Annotated in this window: 11 protein-coding genes; 6 read left to right on the forward strand and 5 right to left on the reverse strand. The window is 70.9% G+C overall.

The genetic code is table 11. The annotated features are described in order from the left end of the window. Nucleotides 1-100: 100 nt before the first annotated feature. Nucleotides 101-1,468 (forward strand): sensor histidine kinase, encoded by a 1,368-nt coding sequence (locus HNV26_RS12770; RefSeq protein ID WP_171442117.1) that lies wholly within the window; start codon nt 101-103, stop codon nt 1,466-1,468. A gap of 3 nt (nt 1,469-1,471) precedes the next feature. On the opposite strand, the gene HNV26_RS12775 is transcribed toward HNV26_RS12770, so the two are convergent. The 4 genes from HNV26_RS12775 to HNV26_RS12790 form a co-directional block, all read right to left on the reverse strand. After that, a complete protein-coding gene (locus tag HNV26_RS12775; protein ID WP_141254986.1) occupies nt 1,472-2,818 on the reverse strand; it encodes a 5'-deoxyadenosine deaminase in 1,347 nt (448 codons plus the stop codon). A gap of 20 nt (nt 2,819-2,838) precedes the next feature. After that, nucleotides 2,839-3,243: a cytidine deaminase gene (locus tag HNV26_RS12780; protein WP_140865829.1), complete on the reverse strand. Its 405-nt coding sequence runs from the start codon at nt 3,241-3,243 to the stop codon at nt 2,839-2,841. A 34-nt stretch (nt 3,244-3,277) separates the two neighbouring features. Next, entirely contained in the window at nt 3,278-3,643 is a 366-nt protein-coding gene (locus tag HNV26_RS12785; protein ID WP_228560323.1) for a TIGR02266 family protein, read from the reverse strand. Nucleotides 3,644-3,941: 298 nt separating this feature from the next. Next, the gene (locus tag HNV26_RS12790; RefSeq protein ID WP_171442118.1) at nt 3,942-4,352 is read right to left on the reverse strand and encodes an SET domain-containing protein-lysine N-methyltransferase; all 411 of its coding nucleotides are present in this window, start codon (nt 4,350-4,352) and stop codon (nt 3,942-3,944) included. A gap of 426 nt (nt 4,353-4,778) precedes the next feature. On the opposite strand from HNV26_RS12790, the gene HNV26_RS12795 reads away from it, so the two are divergent. Next, entirely contained in the window at nt 4,779-5,372 is a 594-nt protein-coding gene (locus tag HNV26_RS12795; RefSeq protein WP_366816858.1) for a DUF4328 domain-containing protein, read from the forward strand. 82 nt (nt 5,373-5,454) lie between these two features. On the opposite strand, the gene HNV26_RS12800 is transcribed toward HNV26_RS12795, so the two are convergent. Next, entirely contained in the window at nt 5,455-6,759 is a 1,305-nt protein-coding gene (locus tag HNV26_RS12800; protein ID WP_171442120.1) for a thymidine phosphorylase, read from the reverse strand. Nucleotides 6,760-6,833: 74 nt separating this feature from the next. On the opposite strand from HNV26_RS12800, the gene HNV26_RS12805 reads away from it, so the two are divergent. The 4 genes from HNV26_RS12805 (at nt 6,834) to HNV26_RS12820 (ending at nt 11,574) form a co-directional block, all read left to right on the forward strand. Beyond that, nucleotides 6,834-8,024 (forward strand): BMP family lipoprotein, encoded by a 1,191-nt coding sequence (locus HNV26_RS12805; protein ID WP_171442121.1) that lies wholly within the window; start codon nt 6,834-6,836, stop codon nt 8,022-8,024. A gap of 65 nt (nt 8,025-8,089) precedes the next feature. Further along, nucleotides 8,090-9,544, forward strand: a complete 1,455-nt coding sequence (locus HNV26_RS12810; protein ID WP_436410038.1) for an ABC transporter ATP-binding protein — start codon at nt 8,090-8,092, stop codon at nt 9,542-9,544. Continuing rightward, nucleotides 9,537-10,652 carry an ABC transporter permease gene (locus HNV26_RS12815; protein ID WP_171442122.1) on the forward strand — a complete coding sequence of 372 codons (1,116 nt, stop codon included), beginning with the start codon at nt 9,537-9,539 and terminating at the stop codon, nt 10,650-10,652. The genes HNV26_RS12810 and HNV26_RS12815 overlap by 8 nt, the downstream gene beginning before the upstream one ends. Then, the gene (locus HNV26_RS12820; protein ID WP_171442123.1) at nt 10,645-11,574 is read left to right on the forward strand and encodes an ABC transporter permease; all 930 of its coding nucleotides are present in this window, start codon (nt 10,645-10,647) and stop codon (nt 11,572-11,574) included. Before HNV26_RS12815 ends, HNV26_RS12820 begins: the two co-directional genes overlap by 8 nt. Nucleotides 11,575-11,717: the final 143 nt, after the last annotated feature.

Consider the following 11,717-nt stretch of genomic DNA (forward strand, 5'->3'; position numbering starts at 1 on the left):
AATGGAGCCCGCCCGCGCTACGCCCGCCCGTCCGTCCGCTTCCGCACGACAGGAGGCAGGGCTTGCAAGCCGCGAAGGAAGCAGGGAAAAACCACGTCTCGTGACGTCTCCGCATCCCGTGCCCGGCCCGCTCGAAGAGACGATGTCCCGGGCCATGGACGCCCAGCGGAGGAGCGTGGTCGGCGCGGGCGCGGCGGTGCGGCTCGTCGGCGCGGCCCTGTTCCTGGCCATCAGCACCACGCTGTGGCTGGCTGGAGGCCCGGACTGGGGGATGTACCCACCCGCGTTGGGGCTCTACGCCTCGGTCGCCGGCGTGCTGTTCATGCTCCGTCAGCGGCGCGTGGCCCGGGGCCTGGGCGCGGTGCAGTCCCTGGTGGACGTGGGGCTCGTGTACTGGCTTCAGTCCACGGCCCTGCCCGTCTCGCCCTTTCCCGCGGGCGTGGCGGGCTTCAGCCTGGGCCTGTTCGCGCTCGTCGTCGCCCTGAGCGGGCTGGGCATGCGAGGCACCGTCGTCTACGGCACCGCGCTGTTGTCCGCCGTGGCCCAGGCGGCGCTCATGCGGCAGGCGGACGTGGGCTGGGGCGCGGTGGCCATCGCCGTGGTGGCGCTGGTGCTGGTGGCCGTGGTGAGCCACTACGGCACCGGGCGGCTGCGCAACCTGGCGGTGACGCTCTCCCGCCTGGAAGTGGACCGGGCGCTGGAGGCCCGCCGCTTCCAGGAAGTGGAGGAGGCGCGCCGCACGATTGAGCGCATGCTGGCGGACGCCCAGGCACAGAACGCCGAACTGCAGCGGCTGCAACGGGACAAGGAACAGCTGACCGAGTTCCTGGTCCACGACCTGCGCTCGCCCCTGTCGGCGCTGACGCTGTCCTTGTCGTGGATGGAGCAGGAGGTGCCCCCGCAGGGCATCCTCGGCGAGTCCGTCCGTACGGGACTGGCCGTCACCGCGCGGCTCGACCGGATGATTTCCGACCTCCTGGACGTGCCCCGCCTGGAGGAAGGCCGGCTGGAGCCGCAGCGGACCACCTTCCCCGCCACGCGCATCGTGGAAGACGTGCGCCGCTCGCTGGAGAGCGTGGCCCGCGCGCGCAAGCTCACCCTGGACGCGGAGGTCCCCGTCCAACTGGAGCTGGAGGGCGACGCCGACCTGTTGGTCCGCGTCCTGGAGAACCTCACCACCAATGCCCTGCGCTACGCCCCGTCAGGCGGGAGGGTGCGCCTGGAAGCCGGCGCGGATGTGAACGGCCGCTGGCTCGCGGTGCGCAACGACGGCCCGCCCATCTCCGAAGAGGCGCGCGGGCGCATCTTCGACAAGTACGAGCAGGCCGACGCGGAGCGGGACAGCCGCCGTGGCTACGGCCTGGGGCTCTACTTCTGCCGGCTCGCCGCGGAGGCCCACGGCGGGCGGTTGGCGGTGGAGGACGCGCCCGGCTGGTCCACGTCCTTCGTGCTGCGTCTGCCGGCCTGAGCCTCAGCCGCTGCGCGCCTTCTTCTGGCGGCGCTTGAGGATGCGCGCCACCTGCGCGTTCGCGTTCGCCAGGACGGAGGGCGCGTCCAACGTGGTGAGCACCCCATCGCGCAGCACCGGCTGGCCGTCGATGAAGACGTGCGCCACGTCGCTGCCCCGCGCGGAGTGCACCAGCGGCACCAGCACGTCCTCGGGCGTGGGGCCCGCGTGCAGTCCGCTGACGTCCACCACGGTGATGTCGGCGCGCTTGCCGGGCTCCAGCGAACCCACCTCGTCCTCCAGGCCCAGCGCCCGGGCGCCGTGCAGCGTGGCCATCTCCAGCACGCGCATGGGCGTCATCGCGCACGGGCCCACGCGCGGGTTGTGCATCACCGCGGCGAGCTTCATCTCGTAGAAGATGTCGAGCGTGTTGTTGCAGGGCGCGCCGTCCGCGCCCAGCGCCACCGCCACGCCGGCCTCCAGCAGCTCCGGCACCTTCGCGATGCCCGACGCCAGCTTGAGGTTGGAGCCGGGGCAGTGGCACACCACCGTGCGGGTGTCGCGCAGGATGTCCTGCTCCTCCTGGGACAGCCACACGCAGTGGGCCATCGTCACGTGCGGGCCGGACATCCCCACCGTGTGGAAGAAGGCCACGTTGTCCTCGCCGCCGGTGTACTGGCGGACCGCGTCCGTCTCCTTCGCGTTCTCACTGGCGTGGGTGTGGATGCGCAGCCCGTGCTCCTTGGCCAGCCGCGCCACCTCGCGCAGCAGCTCCGGGGTGCAGGACAGCACGAAGCGCGGGGCGAAGGCGTAGCGCAGCCGGCCGCCGTGCGTGCCGTGCCAGCGCTCCTTCAACGCCAGGCTCTCCCGCAACGACTCCTCGGTGCTCTCACGCAGGCCCGCGGGGACACCCGCGCCCGCGTCCATCATCGCCTTGCCGCCCACCAGCCGGAAGCCGGAGTCCCGCGCCGACTCGAAGACGGCGTCGTAGTGGTACACGCTGCCCATATCGAGCGCCGCCGTGGCACCCGAGCGGATGAGCTCCGCGAAGGTCAGGTCCGCCGAGGCCCGCATGGACGCGGCGTCGTGCGAGGCCTCGAAGGGCCAGATGCGCTCGCGAAGCCAGTCCAGCAACTCCAGCCCGTCCGCGCGGCCACGGAAGAGCGTCTGACACGCGTGGAGGTGGCCGTGGATGAGGCCCGGCAGCACCACCTTTCCCGTCACGTCCACCACCCGCCGGGTGCCGCGAGGCTTGAGGCCCCGGCCCACCTTGGCGATGCGGCCATCCTGTACGAGGACGTCCGCATCCACGAGCACCTCGCGCTCGCGGTTCATCGTTACAACCGTGCCACCAGTCAGGAGCAAATCCACGGCGTGCTCAGGCTCTCTCGCTAGAAGAAGTCTTTGGTGAAGGCATGCGGCAGCAGGCCTCCCAGGGTGTAGCGCGCCTCGCCGCCCTTGGGCGTCCGGCTGCGCACGGGCAGCTCCTGCCCGCCAAACTCGGCCATGACCTGGCGGCACATGCCACACGGAGGACAGGGCTCTGGGGTGTCCACGACGATGGCCACGGCCACCGGCTGGGTGTGCCCCTGGGCCACGGCCGCCGCGAAGGCATTGCGCTCCGCGCAGACGGTGAGCCCGTAGGTGGCGTTCTCCACGTTGCAACCGGCCACCACGGCGCCGTCCGCGAAGAGGACGGCGGCCCCTACGGGGAACCGCGAATAGGGCACGTGGGCGCGCGCTCGCACGCGCGCGGCTTCCTCGAACAGGCGCTCCCAGGGAATCTCGTCCGCCATGACGCCCTCCTACACGAAGCTGGATTGAGGTCCGTTACGAGCGGGCCGTGCCGCTCTGCACATCATCCAGGTGGCGCGCGATGGCCAGCTCGGACTCCACCGGCAGGTCCACGAAGCGGACCCTCGCCGCCGGGCCGTTGGCGCCCGGCGCGGCCTGGAGCACCTCGCCCTTCGCTTCCACCTCATCGGGAAGGATGGGCAGCCGGAAGCGCACTTCCACGCGCGTCCCCTGCTCCCAACCGGAGCCCTGCCAGGCGCAGCCGCCCAGGGACAGGTCTCCCTCATGCTGCTCGAAGTCCCCCGAGCTGCCTTCCCGGCGCACCTTCAGGCGCATGGGGACCCGGGGCGAATCCCGTCGGTCCTCGGCCTTGTCGCTCATCGAGTCGTTCCTCTCGGCCATCGCCGTTACCTCCCTGCCGCTCATGCTCGCGCCACCGCCAGTCATTGGAAACCCACGTGGGTCCTGGCCCGCGAGCCCATACCGTAGACGCGTGCCGCCGTCTCGTCCGAGGCGACGTTCCCCCCTCCGCCAACCCGCCCCGCCTTGTCACGACGCCCCGTCACCCGGCCATCATACGGGGGAACACCGGCCCGCGAGGCTGGGAAAAATTGGGGCCCCCACCGTTCCAGGCGGGGCCACCTGGCGGATTGCCGGCGCCCCCGCCCGGTGCTGGCCCCGTGAGACCTGGGGGTGGCGCTCAGGCTGGAACGCCCTGATCCCGGGACGCCCACCAGTCCTCGCCATAGCTGATGCAGAGCTGCTCGCCGGGGTGGATGTCCCGCAGCGCGTGGTAGCAGAAGACGTCCCGGGTCGCCTCGCGGTGATAGGACGTGTTGGGCTCTCGGGCGTGGTTGTAGATCATCCCATACCCCAGCACGAGCGCCACCCATTCCCCCTCGCGGGGCACCTCGTGCGCGGCCCATTGGAGCAGGAAGACGTAGTCCTGGAGCTGGGGGTTCTGCGAGAGAACACGCGGCAGCTTGAGGTAGTGGCATTCCTCGATGAGGTCGCCCGCCTTGATGAAGGCGTCCGTGAAGACGCCGTAGCCCCACTCGCACGGACGGACCTTCACGCCCGGATGGATGTACAGCGCCGCGCCCTGGTTCATGGCCCCTGCCCCGCATGGCTCCGGGCTGAAGGATGGCGCCTTCCCGGTGCGGGGTGAAGCCACAAGTTGCCGCCATGCCTCCAGTGCCAGGGCGGGTCCGGACCGCCTCTGTGCGGCGGTGCGTCAGGCCACTAGAGTGCGCGTCCGAAGTTCTTCCCCGCCCGCCCCCCATCCCATCCAACGCGCGATGCGTGCGCGGCGGCCCGCGCTTGCCCTGACAACACCATGCTGACCGAATCCGCCGTTCCCGAAACAGCCCCCGTCTGCCCTGACCATGCTGGCGAACCGTCCACGGGGACGTGTGAGCGGTGCGGGCGCTTCATCTGCGCGAAGTGCCGAACAGCCCAAGCGGGTGTCTGCGCCGCCTGCTCAGCCCGGCAGGTCCAGGCACTGCCCCTCACCCGGGCCCGGACGCGGTGGGCGAGCGTGGCCCTGGCGGCGAGCGCGGTCCTCGCCGTCCCTGTCGCCGTCCTCAACCTCTGGCTCTACCTGCGCTTCGACAATGGGAGCCCCAGCATCGAGGACGCCGAGTCCTTCGACCAACTGAACGCGCTGCTCGCGCTCCCCGCCCTGCTGACGATGCTCGCCACCGTGGTCCTCTACCTGCGCTGGCTGCGCTTGAGTGTGAAGACCGCCAATGCCCTGGGGTTGAGCAACGAATCCACGGGCTGGGCCACGTTCTGCTGGTTCATTCCGTTCGCCAACCTCTTCAAGCCGCTCGAGGTGGTGCGAGACCTCTGGCAAGGCTTGGGCGGCCCCCCGGAGAGGCAGTCCATGCTCACGGCCTGGTGGGCGACGTGGATCCTCAGCAACATCATCAGCAACGTCGGCAGCACCTTCGCCAGGGCGGATGCCGCGAGCCCCACTTCGCTGTCCGTGTCGCTCCTCGCCGGGATTCTCTCGGAGGGTCTCTCCATCGCAGCGGCGGTGCTGTGCATCCGCGTCATCAGGGACATCGAGTCGCTGCTCGTGGCTCGCAGGACGGAGGCGGAGGCGACCCTGAACGGCGCCACTCCCTGATGCGCCACGCGAAAGGAGCCCCACGCCGAGCCCTGGAAGGGCATCGACGGGGGGCTCCTAAATCACCACACGGCTCGGCGCCCTACTCCACCCGCTCGCGGATGAGCGGCCGGGCCTCGGGGGCCACGTCGCCCAACCGGTAAGCTGCCAAGAGGCGCGCCTTCACGTTCTCCAACTGGGCCGCGTCGTTGTAGTGCACGCGCACCATGGGCTCGCCCTGCTTCACGGACTCGCCCGACTTCTTCAGCAGCGTGAAGCCCACGGCCGGGTCGATCTTGCTGTCCGTCCGCTGCCGGCCCGCGCCCAGCGCCACCGCCGCCATGCCCACGCCCTCCGTGTCGATGCCAGTGACGAAGCCATCCCGGGGCGCCACCACGTCCACGGTGGCCTTCGCCTGGGGAAGCAGGGAGTAGTCGTCGATGGAGCGCGGGTCTCCGCCCTGCACCTGGACGATCTCCTTCAGCTTGCGCACCGCGCTGCCGTCCTCCACCACCTTGCGCAGCTTCTCGCGCGCCTCCTCCACCGTGGCGGCCTTCTTGCCCAGCACCAGCATCTCCGCCGTGAGGGCATACGTCACCTCGGTGTAGTCCTCCGGCGCGTTGCCGCGGAGCATGTCCACCGCCTCGATGACCTCCAGCGCGTTGCCCACCTTGCGGCCCAGCGGCTGGTCCATGTCGGTGAGCAGGGCCACGACCTTCTTCCCCATCTCCGCGCCCAGGCCAATCATCGTCTTCGCCAGCGTGCGCGCGTCCTCGTCGCGCTTCATGAAGGCGCCACTGCCCACCTTCACGTCCAGCACCAGCGCGTCGATGCCCTCCGCCAGCTTCTTGCTCATGATGGAGGACGCGATCAGCGGGATGCAGTCCACCGTCGCCGTCACGTCCCGCAGGGCATAGAGCTTCTTGTCCGCCGGGGCCACCTGCGCCGTCTGGCCAATCAGGCAGCAGTTCACCTCGCGCACCAGCCTCCGGTACTCCGACGTCGGCAGGTTGACGTTGAAGCCGGGGATGGACTCCAGCTTGTCCAGCGTTCCCCCCGTGTGCCCCAGGCCCCGGCCCGAAATCATGGGCACCGGAACGCCGCACGCGGCGGCCAGCGGCGCCAGGCTGAGGGAGACCTTGTCGCCCACCCCGCCCGTCGAATGCTTGTCCACCTTCACACCCGGCGTGTCGGACAGGTCCAGGACCTCACCGGACTCCAGCATGGCGCGGGCCCAGGCGCCCAGCTCCCGGGAGTCCATGCCCCGGAAGAAGATGGCCATGCACATGGCCGCCATCTGGTAGTCCGCCACCGTCCCCGCCGTATACGCCTCGATGAACGCACGGATGTCCGCCGGTTCCAGCCGGCCGCCATCCCGCTTGGCCTTGATGAGTTCGTAGGGTTGCACGAGGCGAGCCCATAGCAGGAACCCCCCCTTCATGCACTCCGGGAAAGGGCGGGCATCTGGTAGATAGGCGGCTCATGATGCTCCGCCTCCACGTCCTTGCCCTCACCGCCCTCCTGTGCGCGTGTTCCAAGCAGAAGGAAGAAGCGCCCCCCTCCGGCGCCCAGCCCCCCGCCGCCGGGAAGACGGAAAAGAAGGCCCTCCCCGTGGGGCTCGTCATCGACGTGGGCGGGCGCGGAGACCACTCCTTCAATGACGCGGCGCTCCGTGGCCTGGAACTGTGGGCCGCGGGCAAGCGCTACGAGGGCGGCAAGTATGTGGACGCCACCCCCGATGAGGTCCGCCAGTCCCTGCCGCCCCACCTGAGCTCGGACGCCGCCAGCCTCAAGGCGCTGGCCATCCAGCCCATCGTCCTGCAGAGCAAGGCCCAGGAGGACTACGTCCCCAATCTCCAGCTCCTGGTGGACCAGGGCGCCCGGCTCACCGTGGGCAATGGCTACATGCTGGCCAACGCGGTGCGGACCTCCGCCCAGGAAAACCCAAAGGCCCAGTTCCTGCTCATCGACAGCCAGGTGCTGGACGCGCAGGGCAAGGCCATGAAGCTGCCCAACGTGCGCACCGTCCTCTTCAAGGAGCAGGAGGGCAGCTTCCTCGTGGGCGCGCTGGCCGGGCTGGTGACCAAGACGAACAAGGTGGGCTTCGTGGGCGGCATCGAGGTCCCCCTCATCCAGCGCTTCGAGGTGGGCTACCGCGCGGGCGTGAAGACGACCAACGCCCAGGCGTCCCAGGCGCTCATGTCCGTCTACACGGGCAGCTTCAACAACATGGCCGCTGGCAAGCAGGTGGCGCAGGACCTCATCGCCAAGGGCGCGGACGTCCTCTTCCACGCCGCGGGCGCGGACGGCATCGGCGTCATCCAGGCGGTGAAGGAAGCGCGCGCCGCGGGCAAGAGCGTGTACGCCATTGGCGTGGACTCCGACCAGTCGCACGTGGCGCCGGACGCCATCCTCACGTCGATGATGAAGTACTCCGACCTGGCCGTGTATCAGGCGGCGAAGGACCTGGTGGACGGCACGTTCTCCGCGGGTGAGCAGGTGCTCGGCCTCAAGGAGAACGGCGTGGGCATGGCGGAGGTGCGGGTGGACTTCCCCGGCAAGGCGGAGGCGCTCCAGAAGGTGGAGGCCCTGCGTCAGCGCATCATCTCCGGGACGATCCAGGTCCCTGCCGTCCCGGCGGACCTCGCCACCTTCCAGGCTGCCGCCCCCTGATTTCCCTCCAGAACATCCACAAGGCCTTCGGCACGTGCGTCTCGCTGGCGGACGCGTCGCTGGACGTGCGCCGTGGCGAGCTGCTCGCCGTGGTGGGTGAGAATGGCGCGGGCAAGTCCAGCCTGATGAACGTCCTCTACGGGCTCTACCAGCCGGACTCGGGCGTGCTGTCGCTGGACGGCCAGCCCGTGCGCTTCAAGAGCCCCCGGGACGCGATTGCGCGAGGCATCGGCATGGTGCACCAGCACTTCATGCTCGTGCCCACGCTGTCGGTGGCGGAGAACGTGGTGCTGGGCCGCGAGCCCACCCGCAATGGACTGCTGGACCTGGAGCGCGCGGTGCAGGAGGTGTCCGCCACCTGCGCCCGCTTTGGCTTCCAGTTGGAGCCCCGGGCGCGGGTGGACACGCTCAGCGTGGGCTCGCAGCAGAAGGTGGAGATCGTCAAGGCGCTGCACCGCGGCGCCCAGGTGCTCATCCTGGACGAGCCCACCGCCGTCCTCACGCCGCAGGAATCCGACGAGCTGGCCCGGGTCATGCGCGGACTGGTCGCGCAGGGCCACACCGTGGTGCTCATCAGCCACAAGCTGAAGGAGGTGCTCGGCGTGGCGGACCGCATCGCCGTCATGCGCCGGGGCCGCTGCGTGGCGGAGGTCCGCGCCGCCGATACCACGGCCGAACAGCTCGCCGCGCTCATGGTGGGTGAAGGCCAGCGCGCTCCGGCCACCACGTCCCCCCCGGCCGTGTCCCAGGCCCCGGGCGAGTCGCTGCTGAACGTACGAGGGCTCCAGGCCACCGGCGACAACGGGCGCCCTGCCCTGCGCGGCGTGGACCTGGAGGTGCGCGCGGGTGAAATCGTCGGCATCGCGGGCGTGGACGGCAACGGACAGCGCGAGCTGGCGGAGGTCCTCACCGGCCTGCGCCCGCTGACGTCAGGGAGCGGCGCGCTCCTGGGAGGCCCCTTGAGTGGCCTCACGCCAGCCCAGGCGCGGACGCGCGGCGTGGGGCACATCCCCGAGGACCGGCTCCACCGCGCGGTGGTGAAGGCGCTCAGCGTGGAGGAGAACGTGGCCCTGGGCCGGCACACGCGGCCGCCCTTCGCGAAGGGCCCGTGGATTGATTTCAAGGGCCGCCGCGAGCGCACGCGCGAGCTGACCGTGGCCTACGACGTGCGGCCTCCCGACCCGGAAGTCGCCCTGCGGGCCCTGTCCGGGGGCAATCAGCAGAAGGTGGTGGTCGCGCGCGAGCTGGATGCGCGGCCCCGGCTGCTGGTGGTGGTGCAGCCCACGCGCGGGCTGGACGTGGGCGCGGTGGCGCAGGTCCACGCGAAGCTGCGCGAGGCGCGCGACCAGGGCACGGGCGTGCTGCTGGTGTCACTCGATTTAGAAGAGGTGCTGGCCCTGTCGGACCGCGTCTATGTCTTCTTCGAAGGCCGCGTGACGGGCCACTTCCTCCGTCACGAGTTCGATGAACGCGAGCTGGGGCGGCGCATGCTGGGGACCACGGAGCCGGGCCATGCCTGAGCGCGTGAGACAGATGCTGCCGTCGGTGCTCTCCGTGCTGCTGGCGCTGGGCGTGTGCTGGGCGCTCATCGCGCTCACCCTGGAGCCGGGCACCGCGACGGACGCCTATCTGCAGATGCTGTGGGGTGGCATCGGCAACTGGCCCGCGTACCTGGACGGCGCCGCGGCCACCGTCATCACCCGCCCGCTGGGCGAGTCCGCGATGAAGGCCGCGATTCTCACCCTCACCGGCCTGTCCGTGGCGGTGGCGTTCAAGGTGGGCCTGTTCAACATCGGCGCGCAGGGGCAGATGCTGCTGGGCGCGCTGGCCGCCGCGGTGATGGGCGCCCAGGTGTCACTGCCCGGCGTGCTGCACGTGCCCGCGGCCCTGCTGGGCGCGGCGCTCGCGGGCGCGGCGTGGGCGGGCATCGCCGGGCTGCTGCGCATCTACCGGGGCGTGCACGAGGTCATCTCCACCATCATGCTCAACTGGGTGGCGCTGAGCCTGGTGGACAACTGGCTGGTGGTGGGCCCGCTGCGCGGCGCGGCCGAAGGCGGCCAGTCCATCACCGGCACCGCCGAAATCCAGGCCACCGCGGTGCTGCCCCGGCTGCTGGGGGAAGGCTCGCGGCTCAACCTGGGCTTCCCGCTGGCGCTCGCCGCGGCGCTGGCGGTGTGGGTGTGGCTGACGCGCACGCGCTCCGGCTTCGAGACGCGCGCGGTGGGCCTGGGCGCCGAGGCCGCGCGCGCCGCGGGCATCCCCGTGGCCCGGCGCATGGGCCTGGCCATGGCGCTCGCGGGGGCCATGGCGGGGCTGGCGGGCGCGGTGCTGGTGCTGGGGACGGAGGGGCGCTACCCCGGCACCCTGGGCGCGCCCTACGGGTTCGACGGCATCGCCATCGCGCTCATCGGCAACAACCACCCGCTGGGCGCCACCGTGTCCGCGCTCTTCTTCGGCGTGCTGCGCGCGGGCGGAACGCGCATGCAGTTGCTCGGCGTGCACAAGAGCTTCCCCGAGCTCATCCAGGGCCTCGCGCTGCTCTTCGTCGCCGGGCGCATGGTGTGGCTGGCGCTGCTGCGCCGGCGGAACGTGGCGCCCGCGGCGTCGGCGGAGGTGCCCCGTGCTTGATGTCCTCCACTCGCTGCTGTTCTCCACCTTGGACGCGGCGCCAGCGCTCATCTTCGCCGCCCTGGGCGCGGTGCTCTCCGAGCGCGCGGGCGTGATTGCCGTGGGCATGGAGGGGATGATGCGCGTAGGCGCCTTCTGCGCGGCGGTGGCGGCGCTGACGATGCCCACGCCCCTGGCCGTCGTCATGGGCATGCTCGCGGGCGCGGCCCTGGCCGGCGTGCATGGCTTCCTGAGCATCCGCTGGCGCTCGGACCAGGTGGTGTCCGGCATCGCCCTCAACCTGGTGGCCCTGGCCGGCGGCACCTTCCTGCTGGAGTCGCTCTACGGCCCCAACGGCACGCCGCCCATCCAGCAGCTCACCCGCTGGCACATCCCCGGGCTCGGCTCCGTGCCGGTGCTGGGCGCGCTGTCCGGGCACTCGGCGCCCACGTACCTGGCGCTGCTGCTGCCCTTCGCCTTCCAGGGCCTGCTGACCCGCACGCCCCTGGGCCTGCGGCTGCGCGCGGTGGGCGACAAGCCCCAGGCCGTGGCGACGCTGGGCCTGTCGGTACCGGGGCTGCGCTGGGGCGCGGTGCTGGGCAGCGGGCTGCTGGCGGGCCTGGGCGGCGCGGTGCTGTCCACCGCCGTGCTGGACCGCTTCGAGCAGCACACCCCCGCGGGCCTGGGCTTCATGGCCCTGGCCGCCATGGTGTTCGGCCGGTGGACGCCCGTGGGCGCCTTCCTCGCCGCCGCGTTCTTCGCCTTCGGCAACGCGCTGCGCATCGGCCTGGTGTCGAGCGCCCCCGGACTGGTCGAGCTGATCCCCCAGGGCGTCCTCCTGGCCCTCCCCTATCTGCTCACCTTGGTGGTGCTGACCCTCCAGGGCCAACGCAGCAGCGCCCCCGCCGCGCTCGGAACGCCCTACGAACAAGAGTCGCGCTGACACTTCGCGCGCGAATGGTGTCATTCAGCACCCGGGTGAAAATCGATTTCGGGTCAGGAGCGACCTCGTCTTTCGTTGGCCGGATTCCAGTTGAGCCAACTTTCTCCAGTGCAGCAACGATTCAACCCCCTGACGTTACAGGG

This window comes from Myxococcus xanthus (assembly GCF_013116825.1).
Taxonomy (GTDB): Bacteria; Myxococcota; Myxococcia; order Myxococcales; family Myxococcaceae; genus Myxococcus; species Myxococcus xanthus_B.